Genomic DNA, 24,456 nt, shown 5'->3' with positions numbered 1-24,456 from the left:
AAAGCTTCCGATACAGTCGGAACCGATGAGTACGAAATCCGGATGCCATTCCGATAGCCCACGACGGTACCGGCGGCCAAGTTGGCCTGATACCGCTTCTGCGTTTTTCCCGGCAAGCAGGCCGGGCAGGACGTCCGAAACGTGCAGCTTGTCGTGGCGTTCACCTAGGCCGCCTCACCTCTCGCAGGTCATGGCGGCTTTTTTGTGGCCGTCGTCCATGCCTCAACCGCTGCGGCGCGCCCATCCGTTTTCCAGCGTTTCCCGCCAGCGCCGCCTCGCCATGTGCGCGGACGGTGTTTCGTCGTTGTTCCACCCAGAGAGGTAATCGAAGCATGCCGCTGCCGACCATGCCCACCCAGCCAGCCCAATTGCTTGACCCGGCTGAATTCAAGCCTTTCGGCAAAGCCGGAAAGCCGAAGGCGGGTCAGGAACCTCGAAAACCGGTGCCCGCGCTCGAGCGCGAGGCGTTGTCAGAAACAGGCCGTGCGCAACCTAAACGCAATGCAGCCAGCACGGCCCGCGCCCGCTCGGGCGAAGCGTCGCCCATGGCGAAAGACACCTCACGCGAACACACAGGCATCCTCGCCAAGGCCGTGGACACGGTGGGCGCGACCGGCAAATCAACCGAAACCGCCGCCCGCCGCCGCACCCGCCGCGACGAAGGCCCCGCCAAGCTGTTCGTGCTCGACACCAACGTCCTGATGCACGATCCGACATCGCTCTTCCGTTTTGAAGAACACGACGTCTATCTGCCAATGATGACGTTGGAAGAGCTGGACAACCACAAGAAGGGCATGAGCGAAGTTGCGCGCAATGCCCGCACGGTCAGCCGCACGCTCGACCAGCTCGTGGCTGGCACCGATGGTGTCATGGACGACGGCTTGCCGCTCGCCAAGCTCGGCAACCGCGATGCGCAGGGGCGCCTGTTCTTCCAAACGCGTCTGAACGACATCAAGCTGCCCGATGGCCTGCCGCAGGGCAAAGCGGACAACCAGATCCTTGGTGTGGTGGCCGCATTGCAGCAGCAACGTCCGGACCGATCGGTCGTGCTGGTGTCCAAAGACATCAACATGCGGATCAAGGCACGCGCCCTCGGCTTGCCGGCGGAGGACTACTTCAACGATCGCGTGCTGGAAGACACCGACCTGCTCTACAGCGGCATCATGGCGCTGCCGGCAGACTTCTGGCAGAAGCACGGCAAGAACATCGAGAGTTGGCAGGACCCCAAGACGGGCACGACGTTCTACCGCCTGTCCGGCCCGCTGGTGCCGTCGTTCCTCGTCAACCAGTTTGTCTTCCTAGAGCCGAATGACGGCAGTTTGCCGCTGTACGCGCAGGTCAAGGAGCTGAATGGCAAGACCGCCGTACTGCAGACGCTCAAGGACTACACGCACCAGAAGAACAACGTCTGGGGTGTGACCGCGCGCAACCGCGAGCAGAACTTCGCGTTGAACCTGCTGATGCACCCGGAAGTCGACTTCGTTTCACTGCTTGGCCAGGCCGGCACAGGCAAGACGCTGCTGGCACTGGCGGCGGGCCTTGAGCAAGTGCTGGATCAGAAGCTCTACAACGAGATCATCATCACGCGCGCCACGGTGCCCGTGGGTGAAGACATCGGCTTCCTGCCCGGCACGGAAGAAGAAAAGATGCAGCCGTGGATGGGCGCTTTCGACGACAACCTCGAAGTGCTGCAAAAATCCGACGACAATGCCGGTGAATGGGGCCGCGCGGCTACACAGGAGCTGATCCGCTCGCGCATCAAGGTCAAGAGCATGAACTTCATGCGCGGCCGCACCTTCGTCAACAAGTTCCTGATCATCGACGAGGCGCAGAACCTCACGCCCAAGCAGATGAAGACGCTTGTCACGCGCGCGGGCCCGGGGACGAAGATCGTGTGTCTGGGGAACATCGCGCAGATCGACACGCCGTATTTGACCGAAGGATCATCAGGCCTGACCTACGTGGTCGATCGCTTCAAGGGCTGGAGCCACAGCGGGCATATCACGCTGGCGCGCGGCGAGCGCTCGCGGCTCGCGGATCACGCGTCAGACGTGCTGTAAAAATCACGCGGCGACATATTTGTCTGCCGCAAACCGTTGTGCTATCAGGCCGCGCAATTGCGTGGCCTTTTTTTTGCTGCTTCTGAGGCACCTCTCTTTTTCCCTGATGGAGGCCAATGATGCCCATGCAGCAAAACCTGCGGACCCGATCGCGCTTGACCCTGACGTCGGCCGCGCTGGCGATGATGCTGTCCGCCAGCGCTTCCATTGCGCTCGCCGACAACCTCACGCCGAAAACCGCCGGACAGATCAGCTACGTCTGCGGCGGCGTTGCACAAGACGAGCAACAGGCGCTGAACAGCGAGGCACGCAACTACAACCTGTCTTTGCTGTTCACCCAAGGCGCACGTGGCGAATATCTGGCCGACGTCGACGTACAACTCATACGGCACGGCAAGGAGGTCGCAAGCTTTCGCGCCGACGGACCGCGCTGCCTGATCAAAGCCCCGCCGGCAAGCTATAACGTCATCGCCACGTACCAGGGCACCACCAAGCGCGCGACGGTGCAGACCGGCAGCACACGCAGCGTCCAACTGCGCTGGTAAAACGGCCCGCAAAACGCGACGCCATCGAGCCAAAATCCGCAGACCCGCGCCCCGCTTGGCGTTGCGCCTCGCCAACACGCAGTTTGGCTTTCTGACAAGGCGCGCATAGCATGCTCCCTATCTGGACTCTCCTGATGGCGCATGCTCGCGCAGCACAGCTTTCTCCACGCAAACACGCGACTAGCAGGCGCCGGCCTGTTGGCGCTGGCGTGCTTGCTGTCTGCCTGCTCGTCGACACCGACCCGCTCCACCGCCTCGCGCGACGCGGGTCTGCGCACGCGCGGCGCCCCGATCCACGATCCGAGCGCTGGCCTGGAGGAAATCTCCATCGAAGCGATGGCGCTGGTCGGCACGCCATACCGCTACGGCGGCAATACTCCCGACAGTGGCTTCGATTGCAGCGGACTTGTGCGCTACGTCGTGCGGCGCGCTGCTTCTGTAAACCTGCCACGCACGGCGGCCGAAATGGGCCGCCGCGGCACCTCATTGGACCGACGCGACGTCGCGTCGGGTGACCTCGTCTTCTTCAACACGACCGGCCAGCCGAATTCGCACGTCGGCATCTATGTTGGCCAGAACCGGTTTGTCCATGCACCCGCCACAGGCGGCACGGTACGCTTAGAAGACATGACCAAGTCTTACTGGGCAAGCCGCTACATGGGCGCGCGCCGCGTCGTGGCCGTGAGCAATCTGCCCGATGCGCCAGCACCGACCATCGCTCCGATGGCTCCGGCACCCGCCAGCCCAGCCCATCCGATCGACGATGATCCACTGGGAACCCTCGCCCGGTCACGCGACGCTCAAGCTGACAGCCTGATGTCGACGCGCGGGCCTGCCGCTGCGACGACACCTGCGGACGATGACCCCATCGCGCGCTTCGCCACGCAATAGCTGGCGCACGGCCCCCAACGCAAAACGCCCACCGATTTGGTGGGCGTTTCGTTTTTTCGGAGTCGACCTGCGGTCGGCTTACAGCAAGTGTCGGCCAATCCACCAGGCAATCGCCGCCATGAACGCGGATGCGGGAATCGTCAAAACCCACGCCCAGACGATGTTGCCGGCCACACCCCAGCGCACTGCGGAAGCCTTCTGCGCAGATCCCACGCCGACGATGGCGCCGGTGATGGTATGCGTCGTCGACACGGGCACCCCCAACGCCGACGCCAAGAACAGCGTCATGGCGCCACCGGTTTCAGCGCAGAAACCGCCGACCGGCTTGAGCTTGGTGATCTTCTGACCCATCGTCCGCACGATCCGCCAGCCGCCCAGCAGCGTACCCAGACCGATCGCCACATAGCAGCAGACGATGACCCAGATCGGCGGTTCAGTTGAAGTGGCCGACGCGTAGCCGCCCGCGATCAGCAGCATCCAGATGATGCCGATGGTCTTCTGCGCATCGTTGCCGCCGTGGCCCAGACTGTACAGCGAGGCCGAGAGCAGCTGCAGGCGCCGGAACCATCGGTCCACCTTGGATGGCGGCGTTCGGAAGAACAGCCAGGACACCGCCACCATCAGCAGCGAGCCGAGGATAAAGCCCAGCAACGGCGAAATCAGGATGAACGCCACGGTCTTGAGCAAGCCACTCGCCACCAGTGAGCCCGTACCCGACTTGGCCACAGCTGCGCCCACCAAGCCACCGATCAGCGCGTGCGACGAGCTGGACGGAATGCCGTAGTACCACGTGATGATGTTCCACGCGATGGCGCCGACCAACGCCCCGAAGATGACGTAGTGATCGACGATGGACGGATCGATCGTGTCTCGCCCCACCGTGGTCGCCACCTTGAGGTGGAAGATGAAAATGGCGATCACGTTGCAGGCTGCGGCCATCGCCACTGCCTGCTGCGGCTTGAGCACGCCCGTCGACACCACCGTCGCAATGGAGTTGGCCGCGTCGTGGAAGCCATTCATGAAGTCGAACACGATGGCCAGCGCCACCAGCAGAACGACCACCCAGAGACTGATCTGAAGCGTATGCATGAGGCGTCGTCTCGTCAGGCGTTTTCGAGCACGATGCCTTCGATGATGTTGGCAACATCCTCGCAACGGTCGGTCACGCTCTCCAGTTGCTCGTAGATCGCCTTGAGCTTGATCAGCAGCTTGATATCGCTTTCGGTGCGGAACAGCTTGGCCATGGCGGCGCGCATCACGCGATCGGCTTCCGACTCAAGACGGTCGATTTCCTGGGCGATGGTGAGGATCTGGCGGCCGTTGTTCATGTCGTTGAGCAGCGCCACAGCCTTGCGAACCTCCTCGCAGCAAGCCACGCAGATCATCGCGAGCTGACGCGATTCGTCCGTGACATTGGTCACGTCGTACAACGAGATGGTGAGCGACACGTCTTCCATCAGGTCGAGGATGTCGTCCATCGTCGTGATCAGCTTGTGGATCTCGTCGCGATCGAGCGGGGTGATGAAGGTCTTGTGCAGCAACTCGATCGTGTCATGCGTGATGCGATCGGCTTTCTTTTCAAAGTTCTGCACATTGCGCGCATGCATTTCAGCATTGGGCAAGTCATTGACCAGTTCCTTGAGTGCATGGGCTGCCTTGACGGCGCACTCGGCGTGCTGGTTGAAGTACTCAAAAAACTTGCCTTCGGTGGGCATGAAGCGACCGAACATGATGATCCTTGGGAACGGAAAAAAGCAGGAGTCGTAAAAACAACGCCGGACGGGATCACCGCCGGCGCTGTCATTAAAACGCAATATTTTACCGGAACCAGCCTCGCGACATGCGTGGCACGTTGTGGCGGGCCGACACGAATTACACGTTACGTGTCGTTGTCAAAGAATGCATTGCCCCCGGTGAAGTTGTCGAACTTCGTGTATTCACCCAGGAACGTGAGACGAACCGTACCAATCGGGCCGTTACGCTGCTTACCGATGATGATTTCTGCCGTGCCCTTGTCCGGAGAATCGGGGTTGTAGACCTGATCACGATAGATGAACAGGATCACATCGGCATCCTGTTCGATAGCGCCGGATTCACGCAAGTCCGACATCACAGGACGCTTGTTCGGACGCTGTTCCAGGCTTCGGTTCAACTGCGACAGCGCGATCACCGGGCAGTTGAGTTCCTTCGCCAAGCCCTTCAGCGAACGCGAGATTTCCGAAATTTCGGTCGCGCGGTTCTCACCGCTGCCCGAGCCCGACATCAGCTGCAGGTAATCGATCACGATCAGGCCGAGCTGCCCGCACTGCCGTGCAAGCCGGCGCGAGCGCGCACGCAATTCCATCGGGTTCAACGCGGGCGTCTCGTCAATGAAGAGCTGCGCGTCGTTCATCTTCTGGATGGCATGCGTCAGGCGCGGCCAATCCTCGTCGAGCAAGCGGCCGGTACGCAGCCGGTGCTGATCCAATCGCCCAACCGAACCCAGCATACGCATGGCGAGCTGCGTGCCGGCCATTTCCATCGAGAACACCGCTACCGGCAGCCCCTGCTCCACCGCAACGTGTTCGCCGATGTTTAGCGAGAACGCCGTCTTACCCATCGAGGGGCGACCAGCCACGATGATCAAATCACCGCCCTGCATACCGCTGGTCATGCGGTCGAGGTCAACGAAGCCAGTCGGCACGCCGGTAATGTCGCTCTGGTTATCGCGGTGGTACAGCTCGTCGATACGCTCGACCACCTGCGTCAGCAGCGGCTGGATTTCCAGGAAGCCTTTCTGCCCGCGCGAACCTTCTTCGGCAATCGCGAACACCTTGGATTCGGCCTCGTCCAGCAGCTGGCGCACATCGCGCCCCTGCGGGTTGAAGGCGCCGGCGGAAATCTCGTCGGCGATCGTCACGAGTTGGCGCAGCACGCCGCGGTCGCGCACGATTTCCGCATAGCGACGGATGTTGGCTGCGCTCGGCGTGTTCTGCGCAAGCGCGTTCAGGTAGGCCAGACCGCCCACCTCTTCCGCCTTGCCTGCGGCCTGCAACTGCTCGTACACCGTGATCACGTCAGCTGGCTTGGCCTGCGAAATCAGCTTGCCGATGTTGTGGAAGATCAGCCGGTGGTCGTAGCGGTAGAAATCGTGCTCGTTGATGAAATCGGCAATGCGATCCCAAGCGGCGTTATCCAGCAGCAACCCGCCGAGCACCGACTGCTCGGCCTCGATGGAATGCGGGGGCACCTTGAGGGAATCGAGCTGGGGATCGGAGGGCGCGTTCATGGCGGGATTATAGCGGCGCTGCTCGGTCTTCAATCTGGAACCCCTGACACAAAGGACAACAAAAAAAAGGCAGAGACTTTCGTCCCTGCCTTCTTGACTCGCGTCGATCGGTGACCCGGGCGCCGCGAGGTGCTGCGTGCGTGCTTAGGCTGCGTCGCCCCGCACCGACACGTTCACGTCAACTGCCACGTCGGTGTGCAGCGACACGACGACCGGGTGGTCACCCACGGTCTTCAGCGGGCCGTTCGGCAGACGCACTTGCGCCTTCTCAACCTTGAAGCCTTGCGCAACCAGTGCATCAGCGATGTCGTGGTTGGTGACGGAGCCGAACAGACGGCCATCCACACCAGCCTTTTGCGACAGTTGCAGCGTCAGGCCGTTCAGCTTCTCGCCTTCGGCTTGCGCAGCAGCCAGCTTTTCAGCTGCCAGCTTTTCCAGCTCAGCGCGGCGGGCTTCGAATTCCTTGATGGCGGAATCCGTAGCGCGGCGGGCCTGCTTGTTCGGGATCAGGAAGTTACGAGCGTAACCGTCCTTCACACGCACCACGTCGCCCAGGTTACCCAGGTTGACGACCTTCTCGAGCAGAATAATTTGCATTGTGAGTTCTCCTTATCCCGCTGATTAGTGCTTGTGCTGATCGGTGTACGGCATCAGCGCGAGGAAACGTGCGCGCTTGATGGCCGTGTCCAGCTGGCGCTGATAGATCGCGCGCGTACCGGTCAGGCGGGCCGGGGTGATCTTGCCGTTCTCGCCGATGAAGTCCTTGAGCGTGTCCAGATCCTTGTAGTCGATCTGCTCAACGCCAGCCACGGTGAAGCGGCAGAACTTCTTGCGCTTGAACAACGGGTTTTGCTGCTGGAAGCGCTTCTTGTTCTTCGCGTCGCGCTGCTTCTTGTTCATGAATGCCATGATTCAATCCTTTACGAATACGTTACATCCGGAGATGTGAAAGACCAGTGCCTTACTGCTGCGGTGCTTGCGAGCCAGGAATCCTACGCAATCCAGGACGGTGCCCGGAGCGATGCGATCCAGAACGGAAGCCATCTTGCCGGCTGCCAGTGCTTCCATCGAAAACTCGATCTGCCGCACTGTCTGCGCTTCGACCGCCTGCCCGCTGTATGCCAGAAGACAATTGACGATCGGTACGCCGGCCGGGGTGTATCGCATCACCTCGCGCTCGACCAGAGTGGCGACGAGCTGCAGGCGGTTGATGGCGTTGTCCCCGTGGGTTTCGTTCATGCTGGTGATGCGCGATCAGGCTTGCGCAGCACCGCGCGGCATCAGGCGGCCTGTTCGGTCTGAGCGGCGGCCTTCTTGGCCTCTTCGCGTGCGACTTCCTTCATCATCGGCGACGGCGCCGTTTCAGCCTTCTTGGTCTGAACGATGAGGTGACGCAGCACGGCGTCGTTGAATTTGAACGCGTGCTCGAGCTCAGCCAGGGTCTCCTTGCCGCACTCGATGTTCAGGCACACGTAGTGAGCCTTCGCCAGCTTCTGGATCATGTAGGCCAGTTGACGACGGCCCCAGTCCTCGACGCGGTGCACTTGACCGCCTTGCGTGGTGACCGTGCTCTTGTAGCGCTCGATCATCGCGGGCACTTGCTCGCTCTGGTCCGGATGGACGATGAATACGATTTCGTAATGACGCATTGACGCTCCTTGTGGATTAAGCCGCCCGGGCGTCACACTCCGGTGCAGCAAGGTTGGTTAGCCTGCCATTATACGCAGGCCTTGGAGATTTTTTCAATATCGATCAATGACTTGCTGCAGGGAGGCAACTTCTGCCTGGGCGCGCCCAGAGGCCAGAAGCAACGTCAACAGCACACGCGCTTTATATGGGTTCAGCGAGCCACTCGATGCCCAGCGCTCCCCACCAGGCTGCGCGGGGACCACGCCAGCGCCGGTACGCGTGGAACGCAGCACGAAAACGCCCTGCTGACTCGCCCGGTTCAGCGCGGCCTCAAGATTGGCGTGAATCGAGCCCGCGCCAGTTGCGGCAATCACCAGCCCCTTTACGCCAGCGGCGACCAGGGCATCGACCACGCGCGCATCGGGCTGCGCATAGCTCGCCACCACCTCAACCCACGGCCACTGGCCTGCGGGCGGCATGGGCAGCACATCCGCCGCACCTACACGCTGCCCTGCACGCTGAAACTGCACTTGAGCGTCAAGCACAAAACCCAGCGCGCCCGTGTCCGGCGAGACAAAGGCTTCGACCGCGTAAGTATGGCCCTTCTGCACATCGCGAGCGGCGTGCACGCGCTGGTTGAGCGCGACCAGCACGCCGCGCCCGCGCGCCGATGGACTGGCTGCCAGCCGCACCGCGTTCAGCAAATTCAGCGGACCATCTGCCGACAGCGACGTCGACGGCCGCATCGCTGCCGTCAGAACGATCGGCGTATCGGTCTGCTGCGTCAGGTGCAGCAGCATCGCGGTTTCTTCAAGCGTGTCGGTGCCGTGCGTGATGACCACGCCGTCCACTCGTTCGACGTCGATCCAGTGACGGATGCGCGCCACCAGTTTTTCCCATACGTCGAACGTCAGGTCCTTGCTGTCGATCTGGGCGACCTGCTCGGCACGCACGTTGGCGAGGCGCTCCAAACCGAGTTTGCTGGCCGCGAGCAGTTGATCGATGGGGACGGCGCCTGCGCGGTAGCGCGCGGCGGAGCCAGCGTCGTCAGCAGAGCCGGCGATCGTGCCGCCGGTAGCGAGGATGGCGATGGTAGGCAAGGACATCGTTGCAGACATGCGTTGTGGGCAAGGCGCGCATTGTATCCGCCCGCCCCGCCTTTGCCGACGCGGGATTGCCCTGGGCACCCAGAAAACAAAACGCCGGCACACGGGCCGGCGTTTGCAGCAGAAACGGCGTCGATTATTTCTCGACGAAGGCGCGCTCGATCACGTAGTCGCCGGCTTCGCCCATACGCGGCGAAATCTTGAAACCGCGGGCATCAAGCAGCTTGCAGGTGTCTTCCAGCATGGCCGGGCTGCCGCAGATCATGGCGCGGTCGACGGCCGGGTCCATCGGGGGCAGGCCGATGTCGGCAGACAGCTTGCCGTTGTCGACGAGGTCTGTCAGGCGGCCCATGTTGCGGAACGGCTCGCGCGTGACGGTCGGGTAATAGATCAGCTTCTCGCGCACCTGATCGCCGAAGAACTCGTTATTCGGCAATTCGCGGGTGATGAAGTCGGCATAGGCCAGCTCGCTCACTTGGCGCACGCCGTGCAGCAGCACGACCTTCTCGAAGCGCTCGTAAGTGTCCGGGTCTTGAATGATGCTCATGAACGGCGCGAGGCCGGTGCCAGTGCCGAACAGATAGAGGTTCTTGCCGGGCAGCAGGTCATCCAGCACGAGCGTGCCGACCGGCTTCTTGCTCACCAGCAGCTTGTCGCCCACCTTCAGGTGCTGCAGGCGCGACGTCAGCGGGCCGTTCTGCACCTTGATGCTGAAGAACTCGAGGTGCTCTTCGTAGTTCGGGCTGGCAATGCTGTAGGCGCGCATCAGCGGCTTGCCTTCGACCTCCAGCCCAATCATGACGAAGTGGCCGTTGTGGAAGCGCAGCGCCTGATCGCGCGTGGTCTTGAAGCTGAACAGCGAGTCGTTCCAGTGATGGACGCTCAGAACGGTCTCTTGATTGAAGGCGGACATGGTGACGTTCGGGCCAGCCCAACGAGGCTCAATCGGGCTATGTGGCGGTGCAAAAATCGGTCAAGGCCTTGATTTTATGCGATTCCCCGCGGCTGCGCCTGCATGGATTGCGCATAAGCTTCTAACCACTCGCATAGGTTTTGACGGCGGTCATAAGGACCGGGTGCTCGCGCAACACATCACAACAAAATCACTTGCGCTTCCCGCGTCACTGTATAAAATCACAGCACCTGTTCACATATACAGTACACCAATGGCCGCCCTCACCCCTCGCCAACAGCAGATTTACGACTTGATCCGCCAGACGATCCAGCGCACGGGTTTTCCGCCCACACGCGCTGAGATTGCCGCTGAGTTCGGCTTCTCATCGCCCAATGCTGCCGAGGAGCACCTGCGCGCGCTGGCACGCAAGGGCGTGATCGAATTGACGCCCGGCGCCTCGCGCGGCATTCGGCTGCGGGCGGTAGGCGACACGGCGCAGCATCAGTTCTCGCTGCCGTCGATGGGGCTGATGCAATTGACGCTGCCGCTGGTGGGCCGCGTGGCCGCCGGTAGTCCGATCCTGGCTGCAGAGCACATTGATCGCCAGTATCAGGTCGATCCGTCGCTGTTTTCTGCGCAGCCCGATTTTCTGCTGAAGGTGCGTGGCATGAGCATGCGCGACGCCGGCATTCTGGACGGTGATCTGCTGGCCGTGCAGCGCGCCGCCGAAGCCACCAACGGCAAGATCGTTGTGGCTCGACTGGGCGACGACGTCACGGTCAAGCGCTTCCAGCGCAAGGGCCGCCATGTCGAGCTGATTGCCGAGAACCTCGATTTCGAACCGATCCACGTTGATCTGGATCGTGATGAGTTTCACCTGGAGGGCTTGGCCGTCGGTCTGATCCGGCCTGCTGCTCCGTAAGTCTCCGGCGCATCTCAGCGCCAAAACTTCGCCGTTTGATCCAACCTGGAGGTGAGCCATCGGCTCGCCAGGGCGGAGTCTTGCCTCTCGCTTTTCCACCCGAACTCACGAGGTCTGCCATGCGACTCGGATCGATGTCTTCCCGCCGCCGCCCGGTACAACCGGTGCCTTTCCGCCAAACCCAGGGCGTGCGCATCTATCAGGGGGAGCAGCGCCGTACGATGGTCGGCAGCATGGCCGCCATCTGCCGAATGCTGGATGCTATTCCGGTCGCTTCACGTACCGCTGGCGCCGAAAACTGCTGAGGAAAAGAAGGACAACGAGGGGCGATGAAACGTGCTGCCGCAGCCGATCAGGGCATACCCCAATGCTGCCGCCGCAACTGATTTCATACACTTGCCCTGCCCTGAGGACAGGGCTTTCTTCAACTGATTTTCGGCCCGCCGCTTGAGCGGGCTGTTTTTTTTGTTCGCAAGTTGCTGCAGCGGCACATCCCACGATGTTCCGTCAGCAAAACGGACGTTTACCCGGATGTTGTTTGGCGTACGTGACAGTAGTATTGCCAGTGCCCTCAGGGGCAATGAGATCGCTGAATTCGAAGCCCGCACATTGCGGGCTTTTTTTTCGCCGCAACCCGACGGCGAGCCGCTAAACGCTCCCGGCTTTCTCGACGACGAGAATTCGTGCCTCGCCACGCGGGTGCGCCACATGCTCGCAACCGACACCGGCGAAGAAGATGTCACCGGGCTCCAGCGTCGCGACCCTCTCTTCGCCGACTTCGCGGTAATGCATGTCGACCGTGCCGTCGAGCACCACAAACACCTCCTCGCCATCGTTCACATGCCAGCGATAAGGCTGGTCGGTCCAATGCAAGCGCGTGGTAATGCCACTCATGTTGGCAATGTCGAGCGCGCCCCAGGCACGCTCAGCAGTAAACGACTTGGCCCGGATGATGTTCATGGCGGTTCCCGGCGGTTACTGCATGGACGGCAGATTGCCAACACGCACCAGCATCTCGGTGAACATCTGCATATCGAGGTCGAGGTCCGGCACTTCCTTGTACTCGTTGGCGTTGTGCGCGGTGTACTTCTTGCCGGGCATGGCGGGGCCGAAGTTGATGGCATTCGGCATCAGCTTGGCGGTCGTACTGCCGGCCGTGGGGACGGGCTTGGCGTCAAGGCCAGTCGTGTCGCCGTAGATGTTGAGCAGTGTCGACAGCCATGCCCCCTTCGGATCGCGCGCCATCCAGTTGCCCTGGTCGTGGTTGATCTCAAGGGCGACATGGTTGGCGTTGGCCCACGCGTTGATCTTGCCGGCGATCTCACCTCGCAGCGCGTCGGGGGTTTTGCCACGCGGCATGCGCACGTTGGCGGTCACCTCCACGCGGCCATTCTTGTCACCAATCACCGTAGGCGAGATGGTGAGCGGCCCCATGAAGTCGTCCTTGTAGGCGAGGCCCATGGTGTTGCCGAGGTAGTCAGTGCCGTAAAGGTCGGTCAGATAACGCACGGCGTGGGCGTAAGCGTTGTCTGCCAGGCCGAGATCGGCTGCGCGCAGGAACAGCGCCAGACGCGGCAGCGGGTTAACGCCTTCCTCCGGGCGCGAGCCGTGCGCCGACGTGCCGGTCACCTTCAAGACGATGCTGTCCGCGGTGCGCGTGATGTCGATTGCAAACTTGCCCTGTGCGGCCAAGCTGTTCACAAACGCGTCGCGTTTGGCTTCGAGCGCGGCGGCCGCCACGCCCAGATCCCCGCCTTTGAGCGTGGCGGTGGCCGTCTGCGGGACGGAGCTGGCCGACGCCGCGCCCGTCATCGAAATGATGGCCGTATGCGTTGCATCGCCGGCCTGCGCAGGGAAGAACACCTTCAGCGCGCCAGTGCCTTTCTCAGCGACCACGGCCGGATACTTGCTGTCGAGCACGATGTTGTACGCAGGCAATTGCGTGTGTTCGCGGTAGTACTTCATGCCATCGCCACCAGTTTCTTCGGTGGTTTCGATCATCAGACGGATCGTGCGCGCGAGCGGCACGCCGCTGTCCTTGACCGCTTTCATGGCGTACATCGCGGCGGCAATCGAGCCCTTGTCGTCAATCGTGCCGCGGCCGTACAGCAGATTGCCAACGCGCGTGACCTTGAACGGATCGAGCTTGGTGCCGTCGCCGAGCACCCATTCTTCGGGCTTTGCGGGTACGACATCGGCATGCGTCAGGATGCCGAACTCGTCCGAGCCGGTGCCGGGCAGCGTGACTTCAAATACGCGGTTGTCGACGTTGCGATATTTCAGGCCGAAGTCGCGCGCCATGCCCTCGACCAGCTTGCCGAACGCCACGATGGCGGGGTTTTCGTACTGCGGAATTTTGTCGTCGCGCACCGTCGGCAGCGCGACCATCTTCTCGATCGAGGCGATCACGGCCTGCTGGTTGTGCAGGCGGTTGTACAGACCGAGCAGACGCCCGATATTGACGAGGTCATCGCCAGTGAGCGCGGCCTTCTTCTGATACGCGGCAACACTGCCTGCGACCTGCGGATCAGCCTTCGCGGCTGCCGCGAGAAAGCTGTTCAGGTCAGCAGATGCCTTGGATTGTTCGGCGGCGAGCAGCGCATCGAGTTGCGGTTTCTGAAGCGTGGCGGCAAAGGCGCCGGTGCCGCAAGCCAGCGACAGTGCGATCGTCAGCGAAGACAGGCCAATACGGGCAGTGCGTTGCATCGAAGTGGTTTCCAGGAAAGGCGAAGGCGCCATCATAGGGGCGAAGCGCAAGCCACGCATTGTGCGGCGCGAAAAACGCTAAGCTACGCACGCTGCGCAGTATGCTTGGAGTTTTCCTAGGAGGCTTACCGCATGGAACCGTCTCTGGATACCGCCCCGGCTCTGCTGAGCGTGCTGGAAGAACTGCGCCGGCGCGAACCTATTTTCCATCGCCCCGAATTGGGCACGCGCCGCGAAGACTTCGAGCGCATGACCACGGAAGATTTCTGGGAAACCGGCGCCTCCGGTCAGCGCTATAGCCGCAGCTATGTGCTTGGGGTTCTCGATGCCCGGCACGGCCATATCGGCGAGGATTTCTGGCAAACGCGCGATTTCCGCTGCCAGGAGATTGCGCCGGACAACTACTTGCTGACGTACACGCTGGTGCAATCGAACCGGACGACGCGCCGGGCGACGTTGTGGCGGCGGACGGCTGATGGCTGGAAGATCGTGTACCACCAGGGAACGGTCGTGGCGGAGGCTCGTTGAACTCCGTTGCGAAACCCTCTAGGCAAGTCGAAAGAATGTTTGTATAATCGCTGTTTCCTTGAACGGCGACACGCTGCTCAAAGAACAATGGTGGCTGTAGCTCAGTTGGTAGAGTCCCAGATTGTGATTCTGGTTGTCGTGGGTTCGAATCCCATCAGTCACCCCAAGATTCAAGAAAAAGCCCGCATTCGCGGGCTTTTTTTCATTCAGCGGTCGGGGCAACCCGCCCCTTCCTGCATCAAACCGCTACCGCCTCATCGTTCGATTCTTCGCCGCGCCGCAGGTGCGCCCGCGCCTCGTCGAAGAGTGCGTGGGCGTCGGCCAGCGTCTTGACGCGGCCCAACGCCTTGGAATCCGACAGCACGCGCCGCCAGCCGCGCGCGCCCGCCACGCCGCGATATAGCCCCAGCATGTGGCGCACCGCCGCCCCAGCGTAGCCGCCGCGCTCTACCCAGCGGCCGACGTAGCCGATCATCGCGTCTTCCACCTCTGCACGCGTGGGGGCCTCGGTGTCGGCATCGTAGTACCGCGCATCGAACACCGCCATCAGATGCGGATGGTGATATGCCTCGCGGCCGATCATGACGCCGTCAACGTGCGCAAGGTGCGTGTCGATCTGTTCCAGCGTCTGCACCCCGCCGTTGAGGAGGATTTCCAGATGCGGAAAATCACGCTTGAGCTGGTAGACGACTTCGTACCGCAGCGGCGGAATTTCGCGATTTTCCTTGGGGCTCAGGCCTTTCAGGATGGCGTTGCGCGCGTGGACGATGAAGGTCTCGCAACCCGCCTCGGCGATGGCGCCGACGAAATCACGCACGAAATCATAGGTCTCGATGGCGTCGATGCCGATGCGGTGCTTCACCGTGACTGGAATCGACACCGCGTCGCGCATCGCCTTGACGCCCTGTGCGACGAGCTTCGGTTCGGCCATCAGGCACGCGCCGAACGCACCTCGCTGCACGCGCTCGGACGGGCAGCCGCAGTTGAGGTTGATTTCCTTGTAGCCCCATTGCTGGCCGAGACGCGCGGCCTGGGCGAGATCATCGGGTTCGCTGCCGCCGAGCTGCAGTGCCACGGGATGCTCGACCTCGTCGAAATCGAGGTGGCGCGGGACGTCGCCGTGCAGCAGCGCGCCGGTGGTCACCATTTCCGTGTAGAGCCAGGTGTGGCGCGAGATCTGGCGATGGAAGAACCGGCAATGTCGGTCTGTCCAATCCATCATGGGCGCCACCGACAAGCGGCGAGGGTTGGGCGTGGGGCGTTCAGCAGTCACAGCAAGATCAACGATTCAAAATCCAGGCGCGCAGTTTACCGGTTCTAGTCCGACAGCCCCAGCAGCGGATGTTGCTCATGGCGCCACGGCGAGATAAAGAACGCAGCCACTTCATCGTCACGCACGGCGTCGATGCTGGTGTGCTTCCACTTGGGCGCGTGGTCTTTGTCGACAGCGAGTGCGCGAATGCCTTCGATACCGTCGCCTTCAGCAAACACGTGCGTCATCATGTCCAGTTCGCGGCGCAGTTCATCGGCCAGCGTGGTGCGGCGGCCGCGGCGGATCAGCTCCAGCGTCACCGCCATCATCAACGGCGAGCGCTTGGCCATGTGCTCAGCGGTCTGTGCGGCCCATTCGGCATCCGTGCTGCCAGCCAGGTCGGCGAAGATGCCTTGCACGCTGCTCTGGCTGAAGCAGGCATCGATGGCCTCGCGGTGGGGCACGATGATGGCCTTGGCATCATTCGGCGCCGATGCGGCTTCGGTAAAGCAGGCAGCGATCTGCTCGGCGCTGCCCCAGTTGCCATCGCGCAGGCGTTGGACGATGCCCGCCAGCGCGTCGGTGGTGACGTGGCAATCGGCAAGGCCAACTGACAACGCGTCGGCCGCTTCGATCATCTGCCCTGTCACGCCCAGGTATTCGCCCACATGGCCGGGCACGCGCGCCAGGAACCAGCCGCCGCCAACGTCCGGGAACAGACCGATGTTGGTTTCAGGCATGGCCATCTTCGCGCGCTCGGTCACTACGCGCAGCGATGCGCCTTGCGAGATGCCCATGCCACCGCCCATCACCACGCCGTCCATCAGCGCGATGTAGGGCTTGGCATAGCTGAAGATCAGGTGGTTGAGGCGGTATTCCTCGGTGAAAAAGGTGATGAGTTGCGGGTCGCCGGCCGTGGCGGCGCGGTGGAAGAAACGGATGTCGCCGCCGGCACACAGGGCCTTGCCGCCCTCGCCACGCAGGATGACAGCGTGGACCTCCGGATCGTGCTGCCAGGCCAGCAGCGCATGCGACATCGCGCGGATCATCTCCAGCGACAGCGCGTTGAGCGCCTGCGGCCGGTTCAGCGTCAGCCAGCCGATGCCGCCACGTACTTCGGCGATCACGTTGGGTTGGACTTCAGCCTGAGGCGCGATGGAAACGGTGGATTGCATGTCTCGGATGTTGTTGTGGAAATAACGGCTCGCACTGTACACGACAGCGTATTGAAGCGAGGAAGGGCTCTAGCCTGCCCCCTTTCGCAGCGCGGGTGTTGGGCGTATACCTGCCGGTTGGAGACGACACACATCACAACAATCCAATGACCCCTGCCAACGCCACCCCGGGCGCATCCGGTTTCGACCCAGGCCTGATCCTGCTGGCCTTTGCGCCGGTCTTCCTGCTGACCATCGGCGCAGAGGCGTGGTACTGGCGCAAGCGTGATCCATCCGTCTACGGCCTCAAAGACACCGTTTCAAACGCGTGCCTTGCGCTCATGCACCAGGCGTCGGACGCGTTCTTCCTGTGGCTGATGATCAAGACGGTCTATTCGTGGACGTACAGCCACGGCCTGCGCGCGGTGCCCGAGACGTGGTGGTCGTTTGTGCTGCTCCTGCTGCTGCAGGATTTTCTGTACTACTTCTTCCACCGCGCGAGCCATCGCGTGCGCTGGATGTGGGCCTCGCATGTGACGCACCACTCGTCGGAAGGCATGAATTTTTCGACGGCGTTCCGCCAGAGCCTGACCTACCCGATTTCTGGCATGTGGTTGTTCTGGATTCCGCTTGCCTGGATCGGCTTTACGCCGGACTGGGTGATCCTCGCCGTGGGCCTGAACCTGGCATTCCAGTTCTTCGTGCATACGCGGCTGGGGGCACTGGATTCGCGCTACGCCGGCTTCTGGCGCTGGCTCGGGCAATACGTGAATACGCCGTCGGTGCATCGCGTGCACCACGCCAAGAACCCGCAGTACATCGATCGAAACTACGCCGGCGTGCTTACCATCTGGGATCGCATGTTCGGCAGCTTCGTGCCGGAGGAAGACGCGCCCATCTTTGGCATCACGCGGCAAGTCCACACGCACAACCCGCTCACCCTCACCTTCCACGAATGGCGCGACATGTGGGCAGACGTGTTCCGCGATCGGGACATTCGCTACCTGTGGAAACCCCCCGAGTGGCGCAGCCCGCGCGCTGCGGGAACGGTCGAGGCGATGCCGCTCACATGAACGGCGGCCCGAAGCGCGTGGCGACGCGATCGGTGGAATCGAACAAATCGCGCAGGACGGCGCTGGTGCACGTCGGCTGCACGTACAGGTAGAACGCCACTTCCGGCAGTCGCGGCAGGCCATCTGCTTCGGTCAGCACACGCATGTTGGCGTCGAGCAATTCGGTCGTGCGCGCCGTCACGCCCAACCCCGCGCTGATGGCAGCCTTGATGCCCGTCAGCGTGGGCGACAGATAACTCGTGCGCCACGGAATGTGGTGCGCGTCCAGGCATTCAATCGACAGCTGACGGAACAGGCTCAGTTCGTCGGCCATGACCAACGGCACCGGCGCGGCGGGATTGAAGATGAAGTCTTCCGCGCAGATCCACACCATCGGCGACGTGCGCAGCTTGATACCAGGAAACGCATCGTCATAGCGGGTGGAGATCGCCAGATCGAGCGTCTTGTCGCGCAACGCGTCCATCAGGAACGGGCTGCGTCCGACGTTGATTTCCATCTGCAATTCTGGCGACAGCTTGGACAACCGCCGCAGCAGATTCGGCAAGATCGAATCGGCCACGTCATGCGGTGAGCCGATGCGGATTTTCTCGATCGGCCCACCAGTTTGGATCACCTGCACGGCCTGGTCGTTGAGCGCCAGGATCTTGTGCGCATAGGCGACAAGCCGCACGCCATCGGGCGTCATCATCTTGTGGCGGCCGCGCTTCTCGAACAGCGCGCAGCCCATTTCCTCCTCCAGCCGCTGCATCTGCTGCGTGACCGCAGACTGCGTGCGCCCCACCCGTGCCGCTGCCGCGGCAAACGTCTCGTGCTGCGCAATCGCTACGAATGTGCGCAGCAAATCGATGTCCAGATTTCGCATCTCGATCCCGATACTTCAGAAACCCTAATCAATTCCAACCAAGAATTAAATTGTTCTGCGCAATTCTGGCCGATAACCTGCCAGAAATACAAATAACACTGAACGAACAATACGTTCAGACAGACACCTGAGCCGCGGGGAAGCGCGGTCCGACATTGAATCGGTTTCATACAAAGGAGGAACACCATGTGGGTATGGAAATGGGCACAAGCCGCGGCGACGCTCACCTTGGGCATGCTGGGCGTGGCAGGTGTGGCGCACGCCGATGCGCTGACGGACATCAAATCTCGCGGCACGCTGGTCTGCGGCACCCAGAACGCCAGCGAGCCTTACGCCTTTCCCGACGCCGCCACGCGGCAGATCGTCGGCTTTGACGTGGATGTGTGCAGCGCGTTGGCCAAGGGGCTGGGCGTCAAGCTGGAGCACCGCGCGCTGTCGACCGACGCCCGCATTCCCGAACTGAAAACACATCGCGTGGATGTGCTGGCCGCTGCTGTGGCGTGGATGCCGGCGCGCGCCGCGCAGGTCGATTTCAGCAACCAATATTTCGTTGCGCCGATCCGCGTGCTGGTGCGCGCTGATTCGCCCATCCAGACGCTCGATCAGCTTGCCAACAAGAAAATCGCCGCATCCGAAGGGTCCAGCTCGGCAGCCGTGTCTGTCACGCGCCTGCCGGATTCGCGTCTGCTGACATTCCACGATATTTCGTCGGCGTATCTCGCTTTGCAGCAAGGCAAGGTCGATGGGCTGGTGGCGGGGCAACTGGTGCTGGCCCGCTTTGCCAACGAGGCGGCACAAAAAGGCGGCCAGCAATATCGCCTGCTGACCGCGCCCGTGTACGAAGAGCGCTGGGGCGTGGTGACGAACAAGAACGAGCCCGCGCTCATGGCGGCCGTCAACAAGGTGCTGGCGGATTACGACCAGTCCAGCGGCCTGCAGACGAGCTTCGACAAGTGGCTCGGCGCCAAGTCGGTCTACAAGTTCTCGCGCGACTACAAGGTCGAACCGATCAAGCCGCAGTAAGCCCAAGGCGGCCGACATGTTCGATCTCTCGTTCCTGCTCGAAGACGGATATCTGCGCCTGTTGCGGGACGGCATCCTGACCACGCTGCGTCTGTTTGTCGTCTCGGGCCTGCTGGCCATCGCCGTTGGTATTTCACTGGCAACGCTGCGTGCGCTGCCGGTGCGCGTGTTCAAGGCGTTCGTCATCGTGGTTGTCGAATACCACCGCAACGTGCCGATGCTGGTGCAGATCCTGGTGTGGTATTTCGGCGTCCCGCAGTTGTTGCCGGAATCGCTCAAGGTATGGATCAACGCCGGCAACACCGAGTTCTTCTTCGCGGCGATTGCCCTGGCGCTGAACTCGGGTGCGTTCATCTCCGAAGACCTGCGCTCGGGCCTGCGTGCGATCCCGCATACGCAGCAGGAGGCGGCGTGGTCGATCGGGCTGACACATCTGCAGGCGCTGCGTTACGTGATCCTGCCGCAGGGGATTCGCGTGGCGCTGCCCGCGCTGCTCAACCAGGCGCTGTTGCTGTTCAAGAACAGCTCGCTCGCGATGGCCATCGGCGTGCACGAATTGCTCTACCGCACGCGGCAGATCGATAACCTCACCTTCCGCACGTTTGACGTGTTCCTCGTCGCCACGCTGCTATATCTGCTCGGCACGCTTGCGCTGATGTCGCTGTCGGATCGCGTTGCCAAGCGTCGTACGACGCCACTGGGGGTCTGACGCATGCTTGAAATCCTGCATGACTATCTGGCGTTGTTTCTGGTCGGGTCGTGGCCGAATGGGCCGCTGGGCGGTGTGGCGGTGACGCTGGTGCTTTCGGCGCTGGGCTTGGTGATGTCGTTCCCGATTGCAGTGCTGATCGGTCTGGCACACGTGAGCCCTTGGCGCTGGCTGCGTCGTATTGCCGGTGTTTGGTCTCGCCTGGTGCGCGGCATTCCGCTGCTGATGATCATCTTCTGGGCGTACTTCGCGGTGCCGCTGCTGGTGGGCAAGGAAGTGTCCGCGTTCACCACGGCGGTCTGCGCGATCATCGTCTACGAAAGCGCATTCCTCTCGCAGATCGTACGTGCGGGGCTGGAGGGCCTGCCGCGCGGACAGATGGAAGCCGCGCGCTCGAACGGCCTGTCCTGGCTGCAGAGCATGCGCTACGTGCAACTGCCGCAAGCGCTGACCAACATGCTGCCGTCGATCGTCAACCAGTTCGTGTCGATCATCAAGGCAACGTCGCTCGCCTATGTGATTGGCGTGCCGGAGCTGACGTACTCAGCGGCGCAGGTCAACACCATCACGCTGACCAAGCCGCTGGAGACCTTCCTCGTGCTGGCAGCCTTCTACTTCGTTTTGTGCTTCGCCATCTCCCGCTTCGCGGGGCAGCTGGAGCGCCGCATTGCCCGCCATCGCGCGGGGCTTGCCTAGGAACAAACCCTTGCCGGAGACAACATCCCATGCTGGCATTTAAAAACGTCGATAAGTACTACGACGACTACCACGCGCTCAAAGGCATCAGCGCCACCATCGAACGCGGTGAAGTCGTTGTGGTGTGCGGCCCCTCGGGCTCGGGCAAATCCACGCTGATCCGCACGGTCACGCGGCTGGAAGCCATCCACGGCGGATGCATCCGCTTCGAAGGACGCGATGTCCATGCACGCGATGTACGCGTCAACCAATTGCGTGCGCGCATCGGCTTCGTGTTCCAGAACTTCAACCTGTTTCAGAACCTGTCGGTGCGGCAGAACCTGATTCTCGGGCCGACCAAGGTGCTCGGTCTATCGCGCGATGAAGCGACGGCGCAGGCCGAAGCGCTACTTGCCAAGGTCGGCCTTGCCCACAAGATCGACGCGATGCCCGCGAACCTCTCGGGCGGCCAGCAGCAGCGCGTGGCCATTGCACGGGCGCTGGCGATGAAGCCGCCGCTCATGCTGTTTGATGAGCCGACCAGCGCGCTCGACCCCGAGATGGTGCAAGAGGTTCTGCACGTGATGCGCGAGCTGGCAGACGACGGTCTCACGATGATGATCGTCACCCACGAGATGGGCTTCGCGCGTGATGTGTCCAGCCGTGTCTGGTTCATGGACCAGGGCGAGCTGCTGGAGGACTCGCCGCCTGACCAGTTCTTCAGCCGACCGAAGCACGCGCGTGCGCAGCGCTTTCTGCAAGACGTCCTGCGGCCGGCCCCGCGCATTGCCGAACTCGTCGCCTGACACCAACAACGATAACAACGCCACGTCATACAACAAGGCGCCCCCATACCTCAGGAGAATCCATCCATGTCGACATCTCTTCCTCAGCAACGCCAAGCGGCAGTCAATGATGCGATTGCAGCCATGAAAGCCGCTCTCGCACCCGAAGGTGAAACGCGTCCCGCACTGGCGGACGTGCTCGAACAGGTCAAAGGCCTCGCCGCGCGCACGGAGTTCTGGCAGGAAACCGACTTCCCGCCTCCCAGCGACGGCGAGCTGCAAGCCCGCTACCTGATCCACGAAGATGCAAACCAGACCTACGCGCTGTACCTGAATGTCATGCGCCCGGGCAAGAAGATCACGCCGCACAACCACACCACGTGGGCCTGCATCGCTGCCGTGGCCGGCACGGAATACAACTATGTCTACCGCCGCACCGACGACCGCGCCACGCCAGGCGTCGGCACGCTGGAAATGACCGACACCGTTGTCGTCGAACCCGGTACCGGCATCGCGCTGGCGGCCGAAGACATCCACGCCGTCGAGATCAAGGGCGAGGCTCCCATCCGCCATCTGCACATGTACGGACGCGCGCTCGAAACGCTGACCGAGCGCATCACGTTCGACCTGGCGACCGGCCGCTACCAGACCATGGGCATCGGCGTGAAGACGCGCCGCTAACCGGCCAGCCTCAACCCGAATCGCGTTGCCTGCAATCCGCGCTGCGTGCGCGGAGGGGCGCGCTCACCCTTTTGATTCGTTTCGCATCGATATGACATCGTTCGTTACCGCCCAGACCCTGAAAGCGTGGCTGCACGACGGCGCCGAGATTGCGCTGTTCGACGTGCGCGAGCACGGCCAGTACGGTGAAGCCCACCTCTTCTACGCCATCCCGCTGCCGTACAGCCGTCTTGAGATCGATGCCCCGCGCCTCGCGCCCCGCCGCGCAGTGCGCATGGTCGTTTATGACGACAACGATGGCGTTGCCGACCGCGCGGCCGAACGCCTGAGCGCCGTCGGCTACACCAACGTGCACGTGCTGCAAGGCGGCGCACAAGGCTGGACTCACGCAGGCTTCACGCTATTTTCCGGCGTCAACGTACCATCCAAAACCTTCGGCGAACTCGTCGAGATGGCGTACCACACGCCACGCGTCACCGCACGCGAGCTCGCGGCCATGCGCGAACGCGGCGACGACGTGGTCATCGTCGACGGCCGCCCCGTCAGCGAATATCTGAAGATGACGATCCCGTCGTCGATCTGCTGCCCGAACGGCGAACTTGGGCTGCGCATCCGCGAGCTTGTCCCCGATGCAACCACGCCGATCGTCGTCAACTGCGCGGGCCGCACACGCAGCATCATCGGCGCGCAGACGCTGATCAACCTGGGCATCCCCAATCCGGTGATGGCGCTGGAGAACGGAACGCAAGGCTGGTACCTCGAAGACCTGCCTCTGGAGCACGGCAGCACGCGCCGTTATCCCGACGTCGTGACGCCCGCTACCGTCAAGGACATGCGCGAGGCCAGTCAGCAACTCGCCGCCCGCTTTGCAGTGCCCGAGGTCGATGCAGAAACGCTCGCACGTTGGGCTGCACACGGTGAGCACAGCGTCTTCCTGTGCGATGTCCGTACCCCCGAGGAATTCGCCAGCGGCAGCCTGCCAGGTGCACAGCATGCACCCGGCGGCCAGTTGATCCAGGCAACCGATCAGTACGTCGGCGTGCGTCATGCCCGCCTCGTGCTCTTCGATGCCGACGGCGTGCGCGCGCCAATTGTTGCAAGCTGGCTGCGGCAACTCGGCCACGATGCCTATGTGCTGCGCGAGGGGTTGAACAGCAACGCGAGCCTGCCGGTGGCCCCAACCGCGTTGCCGCAACCGTTACCGGAAATCAGTGCGCAAGCGCTCTCCACCGCGCTCGCGGCCGGCACCGCACACGTGATCGACTTGCGCCCCAGCATGGCCTTCCGCCGCGCCCACGTGCCTGGCGCCACATGGGCCATTCGTCCGCGCTTGCCGGCCCTGGCCGCCGACCGCGATACCGTGTTGATCGCTGACGACCCGCGCATCGCAGCACTCGCGGCGGCGGATTGGGGCACGGGCGCACCGCGGGCTGCATCGCGTCTCAAGTTACTCGCCGGAAGCGTCGCCGCGTGGACTGCTGCCGGCTACGCCACCGAAGGTTCCGAGAACGTCCCGCCCGACGCCGATTGCATCGACTATCTCTTCTTCGTGCATGATCGGCATGACGGCAACAAGGCTGCAGCAAGGCAATACCTAGCCTGGGAAACCGGCCTGCTGGCCCAGCTCGACGCGCAAGAACTTGGCGCCTTTCGCGTGGGCGCTGGTGCCGCGCAGTCATGACGCTCAACCCT

Annotated in this window: 28 protein-coding genes and 1 tRNA gene; 14 read left to right on the top strand and 15 right to left on the bottom strand. The window is 62.5% G+C overall.

The genetic code is table 11. The features are described from left to right. Positions 1-332 precede the first annotated feature (332 nt). The 3 genes from NKG59_RS12680 to NKG59_RS12670 all read left to right on the top strand — a co-directional run bounded on the left by NKG59_RS12680 (position 333) and on the right by NKG59_RS12670 (position 3,496). Positions 333-2,060, top strand: coding sequence for a PhoH family protein (locus tag NKG59_RS12680; protein ID WP_253537222.1), 1,728 nt, complete (start codon positions 333-335; stop codon positions 2,058-2,060). Between the two features lie 119 nt (positions 2,061-2,179). Beyond that, positions 2,180-2,605, top strand: coding sequence for a hypothetical protein (locus NKG59_RS12675; RefSeq protein WP_253537220.1), 426 nt, complete (start codon positions 2,180-2,182; stop codon positions 2,603-2,605). Positions 2,606-2,746: 141 nt separating this feature from the next. Continuing rightward, a complete protein-coding gene (locus NKG59_RS12670; protein ID WP_253537218.1) occupies positions 2,747-3,496 on the top strand; it encodes a C40 family peptidase in 750 nt (249 codons plus the stop codon). Positions 3,497-3,574: 78 nt separating this feature from the next. On the opposite strand, the gene NKG59_RS12665 is transcribed toward NKG59_RS12670, so the two are convergent. The 9 genes from NKG59_RS12665 to NKG59_RS12625 form a co-directional block, all read right to left on the bottom strand. After that, the gene (locus tag NKG59_RS12665; protein WP_045204186.1) at positions 3,575-4,585 is read right to left on the bottom strand and encodes an inorganic phosphate transporter; all 1,011 of its coding nucleotides are present in this window, start codon (positions 4,583-4,585) and stop codon (positions 3,575-3,577) included. Positions 4,586-4,599: 14 nt separating this feature from the next. Next, positions 4,600-5,226, bottom strand: coding sequence for a DUF47 domain-containing protein (locus NKG59_RS12660; RefSeq protein WP_045204187.1), 627 nt, complete (start codon positions 5,224-5,226; stop codon positions 4,600-4,602). Between the two features lie 149 nt (positions 5,227-5,375). Next, on the bottom strand, positions 5,376-6,764 hold the full coding sequence (locus tag NKG59_RS12655; RefSeq protein WP_012435397.1) for a replicative DNA helicase: 1,389 nt from the start codon (positions 6,762-6,764) through the stop codon (positions 5,376-5,378). Positions 6,765-6,908: 144 nt separating this feature from the next. Further along, positions 6,909-7,361 carry a 50S ribosomal protein L9 gene (gene rplI / locus NKG59_RS12650; protein WP_045204188.1) on the bottom strand — a complete coding sequence of 151 codons (453 nt, stop codon included), beginning with the start codon at positions 7,359-7,361 and terminating at the stop codon, positions 6,909-6,911. 24 nt (positions 7,362-7,385) lie between these two features. Further along, positions 7,386-7,664: a 30S ribosomal protein S18 gene (gene rpsR / locus NKG59_RS12645; protein WP_037022304.1), complete on the bottom strand. Its 279-nt coding sequence runs from the start codon at positions 7,662-7,664 to the stop codon at positions 7,386-7,388. 12 nt (positions 7,665-7,676) lie between these two features. Continuing rightward, entirely contained in the window at positions 7,677-8,003 is a 327-nt protein-coding gene (gene priB / locus NKG59_RS12640; RefSeq protein ID WP_024975888.1) for a primosomal replication protein N, read from the bottom strand. Positions 8,004-8,044: 41 nt separating this feature from the next. Further along, entirely contained in the window at positions 8,045-8,413 is a 369-nt protein-coding gene (gene rpsF / locus NKG59_RS12635; RefSeq protein ID WP_027677553.1) for a 30S ribosomal protein S6, read from the bottom strand. A gap of 93 nt (positions 8,414-8,506) precedes the next feature. Beyond that, positions 8,507-9,499 carry an asparaginase gene (locus NKG59_RS12630; RefSeq protein WP_253537214.1) on the bottom strand — a complete coding sequence of 331 codons (993 nt, stop codon included), beginning with the start codon at positions 9,497-9,499 and terminating at the stop codon, positions 8,507-8,509. A 136-nt stretch (positions 9,500-9,635) separates the two neighbouring features. Further along, positions 9,636-10,412, bottom strand: a complete 777-nt coding sequence (locus NKG59_RS12625; protein ID WP_045204191.1) for a ferredoxin--NADP reductase — start codon at positions 10,410-10,412, stop codon at positions 9,636-9,638. A 253-nt stretch (positions 10,413-10,665) separates the two neighbouring features. Between NKG59_RS12625 and lexA the strand changes: the two genes are divergently transcribed. Both lexA and NKG59_RS12615 read left to right on the top strand, forming a co-directional pair. After that, a complete protein-coding gene (gene lexA, locus NKG59_RS12620; protein ID WP_253537211.1) occupies positions 10,666-11,316 on the top strand; it encodes a transcriptional repressor LexA in 651 nt (216 codons plus the stop codon). 119 nt (positions 11,317-11,435) lie between these two features. Continuing rightward, positions 11,436-11,621: a hypothetical protein gene (locus tag NKG59_RS12615; RefSeq protein ID WP_024975893.1), complete on the top strand. Its 186-nt coding sequence runs from the start codon at positions 11,436-11,438 to the stop codon at positions 11,619-11,621. On the opposite strand, the gene NKG59_RS12610 is transcribed toward NKG59_RS12615, so the two are convergent. Genes NKG59_RS12610 through NKG59_RS12600 form a run of 3 tightly spaced genes read right to left on the bottom strand, consistent with a single transcriptional unit; the run spans position 11,592 to position 14,022 of the window. Then, positions 11,592-12,026: a hypothetical protein gene (locus tag NKG59_RS12610; RefSeq protein ID WP_253537208.1), complete on the bottom strand. Its 435-nt coding sequence runs from the start codon at positions 12,024-12,026 to the stop codon at positions 11,592-11,594. The two genes, NKG59_RS12615 and NKG59_RS12610, sit on opposite strands and share 30 nt — an antisense overlap. Next, on the bottom strand, positions 11,965-12,276 hold the full coding sequence (locus tag NKG59_RS12605) for a cupin domain-containing protein (protein WP_253537206.1): 312 nt from the start codon (positions 12,274-12,276) through the stop codon (positions 11,965-11,967). Before NKG59_RS12605 ends, NKG59_RS12610 begins: the two co-directional genes overlap by 62 nt. A gap of 15 nt (positions 12,277-12,291) precedes the next feature. After that, entirely contained in the window at positions 12,292-14,022 is a 1,731-nt protein-coding gene (locus tag NKG59_RS12600) for a dipeptidase (RefSeq protein WP_253537203.1), read from the bottom strand. 132 nt (positions 14,023-14,154) lie between these two features. Between NKG59_RS12600 and NKG59_RS12595 the strand changes: the two genes are divergently transcribed. After that, the gene (locus NKG59_RS12595) at positions 14,155-14,550 is read left to right on the top strand and encodes a nuclear transport factor 2 family protein (protein ID WP_253537200.1); all 396 of its coding nucleotides are present in this window, start codon (positions 14,155-14,157) and stop codon (positions 14,548-14,550) included. A gap of 90 nt (positions 14,551-14,640) precedes the next feature. Beyond that, positions 14,641-14,716, top strand: a tRNA-His gene (locus NKG59_RS12590). A gap of 72 nt (positions 14,717-14,788) precedes the next feature. On the opposite strand, the gene dusA is transcribed toward NKG59_RS12590, so the two are convergent. After that, positions 14,789-15,823, bottom strand: a complete 1,035-nt coding sequence (dusA, locus tag NKG59_RS12585) for a tRNA dihydrouridine(20/20a) synthase DusA (RefSeq protein WP_315862598.1) — start codon at positions 15,821-15,823, stop codon at positions 14,789-14,791. Between the two features lie 44 nt (positions 15,824-15,867). Next, the gene (locus NKG59_RS12580) at positions 15,868-16,977 is read right to left on the bottom strand and encodes an enoyl-CoA hydratase/isomerase family protein (protein WP_253537197.1); all 1,110 of its coding nucleotides are present in this window, start codon (positions 16,975-16,977) and stop codon (positions 15,868-15,870) included. Between the two features lie 146 nt (positions 16,978-17,123). Between NKG59_RS12580 and NKG59_RS12575 the strand changes: the two genes are divergently transcribed. Continuing rightward, positions 17,124-18,029 (top strand): sterol desaturase family protein, encoded by a 906-nt coding sequence (locus tag NKG59_RS12575; RefSeq protein ID WP_253537194.1) that lies wholly within the window; start codon positions 17,124-17,126, stop codon positions 18,027-18,029. On the opposite strand, the gene NKG59_RS12570 is transcribed toward NKG59_RS12575, so the two are convergent. Then, positions 18,022-18,891: a LysR substrate-binding domain-containing protein gene (locus tag NKG59_RS12570; protein WP_012435357.1), complete on the bottom strand. Its 870-nt coding sequence runs from the start codon at positions 18,889-18,891 to the stop codon at positions 18,022-18,024. The genes NKG59_RS12575 and NKG59_RS12570 overlap by 8 nt on opposite strands. Positions 18,892-19,077: 186 nt before the next feature. Between NKG59_RS12570 and NKG59_RS12565 the strand changes: the two genes are divergently transcribed. The 6 genes from NKG59_RS12565 to NKG59_RS12540 all read left to right on the top strand — a co-directional run bounded on the left by NKG59_RS12565 (position 19,078) and on the right by NKG59_RS12540 (position 24,445). Further along, on the top strand, positions 19,078-19,914 hold the full coding sequence (locus tag NKG59_RS12565) for a transporter substrate-binding domain-containing protein (protein WP_253537191.1): 837 nt from the start codon (positions 19,078-19,080) through the stop codon (positions 19,912-19,914). A gap of 16 nt (positions 19,915-19,930) precedes the next feature. Continuing rightward, complete coding sequence (locus tag NKG59_RS12560) at positions 19,931-20,623, top strand: amino acid ABC transporter permease (protein WP_253537188.1); 693 nt, start codon at positions 19,931-19,933, stop codon at positions 20,621-20,623. A gap of 3 nt (positions 20,624-20,626) precedes the next feature. Further along, positions 20,627-21,319: an amino acid ABC transporter permease gene (locus NKG59_RS12555; RefSeq protein WP_253537186.1), complete on the top strand. Its 693-nt coding sequence runs from the start codon at positions 20,627-20,629 to the stop codon at positions 21,317-21,319. Between the two features lie 29 nt (positions 21,320-21,348). Continuing rightward, complete coding sequence (locus NKG59_RS12550; protein WP_253537183.1) at positions 21,349-22,104, top strand: amino acid ABC transporter ATP-binding protein; 756 nt, start codon at positions 21,349-21,351, stop codon at positions 22,102-22,104. 66 nt (positions 22,105-22,170) lie between these two features. Further along, complete coding sequence (locus NKG59_RS12545) at positions 22,171-22,764, top strand: cysteine dioxygenase family protein (protein ID WP_253537179.1); 594 nt, start codon at positions 22,171-22,173, stop codon at positions 22,762-22,764. A gap of 91 nt (positions 22,765-22,855) precedes the next feature. Next, positions 22,856-24,445 carry a rhodanese-like domain-containing protein gene (locus NKG59_RS12540; protein ID WP_253537176.1) on the top strand — a complete coding sequence of 530 codons (1,590 nt, stop codon included), beginning with the start codon at positions 22,856-22,858 and terminating at the stop codon, positions 24,443-24,445. The last annotated feature ends 11 nt before the right edge of the window (positions 24,446-24,456 follow it).

The organism is Ralstonia chuxiongensis (genome assembly GCF_024158925.1).
GTDB classification, from domain to species: domain Bacteria; phylum Pseudomonadota; class Gammaproteobacteria; order Burkholderiales; family Burkholderiaceae; genus Ralstonia; species Ralstonia chuxiongensis.
Note: the sequence above shows the minus strand (reverse complement) of the source record. Positions and strands in the feature narration are given on the sequence as shown.

Excerpts from the sequence above, each read along its gene's own strand:
- NKG59_RS12580 (WP_253537197.1), bottom strand. The coding sequence starts at position 16,977 with ATGCAATCCACCGTTTCCATCGCGCCTCAGGCTGAAGTCCAACCCAAC.
- NKG59_RS12575 (WP_253537194.1), top strand. The coding sequence starts at position 17,124 with ATGACCCCTGCCAACGCCACCCCGGGCGCATCCGGTTTCGACCCAGGC.
- NKG59_RS12555 (WP_253537186.1), top strand. The coding sequence starts at position 20,627 with ATGCTTGAAATCCTGCATGACTATCTGGCGTTGTTTCTGGTCGGGTCG.
- NKG59_RS12615 (WP_024975893.1), top strand. The coding sequence starts at position 11,436 with ATGCGACTCGGATCGATGTCTTCCCGCCGCCGCCCGGTACAACCGGTG.
- NKG59_RS12595 (WP_253537200.1), top strand. The coding sequence starts at position 14,155 with ATGGAACCGTCTCTGGATACCGCCCCGGCTCTGCTGAGCGTGCTGGAA.
- rpsF (WP_027677553.1), bottom strand. The coding sequence starts at position 8,413 with ATGCGTCATTACGAAATCGTATTCATCGTCCATCCGGACCAGAGCGAG.
- priB (WP_024975888.1), bottom strand. The coding sequence starts at position 8,003 with ATGAACGAAACCCACGGGGACAACGCCATCAACCGCCTGCAGCTCGTC.
- NKG59_RS12600 (WP_253537203.1), bottom strand. The coding sequence starts at position 14,022 with ATGCAACGCACTGCCCGTATTGGCCTGTCTTCGCTGACGATCGCACTG.
- NKG59_RS12675 (WP_253537220.1), top strand. The coding sequence starts at position 2,180 with ATGCCCATGCAGCAAAACCTGCGGACCCGATCGCGCTTGACCCTGACG.
- NKG59_RS12560 (WP_253537188.1), top strand. The coding sequence starts at position 19,931 with ATGTTCGATCTCTCGTTCCTGCTCGAAGACGGATATCTGCGCCTGTTG.
- NKG59_RS12540 (WP_253537176.1), top strand. The coding sequence starts at position 22,856 with ATGACATCGTTCGTTACCGCCCAGACCCTGAAAGCGTGGCTGCACGAC.
- NKG59_RS12570 (WP_012435357.1), bottom strand. The coding sequence starts at position 18,891 with ATGCGAAATCTGGACATCGATTTGCTGCGCACATTCGTAGCGATTGCG.
- NKG59_RS12670 (WP_253537218.1), top strand. The coding sequence starts at position 2,747 with ATGCTCGCGCAGCACAGCTTTCTCCACGCAAACACGCGACTAGCAGGC.
- NKG59_RS12680 (WP_253537222.1), top strand. The coding sequence starts at position 333 with ATGCCGCTGCCGACCATGCCCACCCAGCCAGCCCAATTGCTTGACCCG.
- NKG59_RS12550 (WP_253537183.1), top strand. The coding sequence starts at position 21,349 with ATGCTGGCATTTAAAAACGTCGATAAGTACTACGACGACTACCACGCG.
- NKG59_RS12660 (WP_045204187.1), bottom strand. The coding sequence starts at position 5,226 with ATGTTCGGTCGCTTCATGCCCACCGAAGGCAAGTTTTTTGAGTACTTC.
- NKG59_RS12545 (WP_253537179.1), top strand. The coding sequence starts at position 22,171 with ATGTCGACATCTCTTCCTCAGCAACGCCAAGCGGCAGTCAATGATGCG.
- NKG59_RS12610 (WP_253537208.1), bottom strand. The coding sequence starts at position 12,026 with ATGTGGCGCACCCGCGTGGCGAGGCACGAATTCTCGTCGTCGAGAAAG.
- NKG59_RS12655 (WP_012435397.1), bottom strand. The coding sequence starts at position 6,764 with ATGAACGCGCCCTCCGATCCCCAGCTCGATTCCCTCAAGGTGCCCCCG.
- NKG59_RS12665 (WP_045204186.1), bottom strand. The coding sequence starts at position 4,585 with ATGCATACGCTTCAGATCAGTCTCTGGGTGGTCGTTCTGCTGGTGGCG.
- NKG59_RS12565 (WP_253537191.1), top strand. The coding sequence starts at position 19,078 with ATGTGGGTATGGAAATGGGCACAAGCCGCGGCGACGCTCACCTTGGGC.
- rplI (WP_045204188.1), bottom strand. The coding sequence starts at position 7,361 with ATGCAAATTATTCTGCTCGAGAAGGTCGTCAACCTGGGTAACCTGGGC.
- NKG59_RS12605 (WP_253537206.1), bottom strand. The coding sequence starts at position 12,276 with ATGAACATCATCCGGGCCAAGTCGTTTACTGCTGAGCGTGCCTGGGGC.
- rpsR (WP_037022304.1), bottom strand. The coding sequence starts at position 7,664 with ATGAACAAGAAGCAGCGCGACGCGAAGAACAAGAAGCGCTTCCAGCAG.
- NKG59_RS12630 (WP_253537214.1), bottom strand. The coding sequence starts at position 9,499 with ATGTCCTTGCCTACCATCGCCATCCTCGCTACCGGCGGCACGATCGCC.
- lexA (WP_253537211.1), top strand. The coding sequence starts at position 10,666 with ATGGCCGCCCTCACCCCTCGCCAACAGCAGATTTACGACTTGATCCGC.
- NKG59_RS12625 (WP_045204191.1), bottom strand. The coding sequence starts at position 10,412 with ATGTCCGCCTTCAATCAAGAGACCGTTCTGAGCGTCCATCACTGGAAC.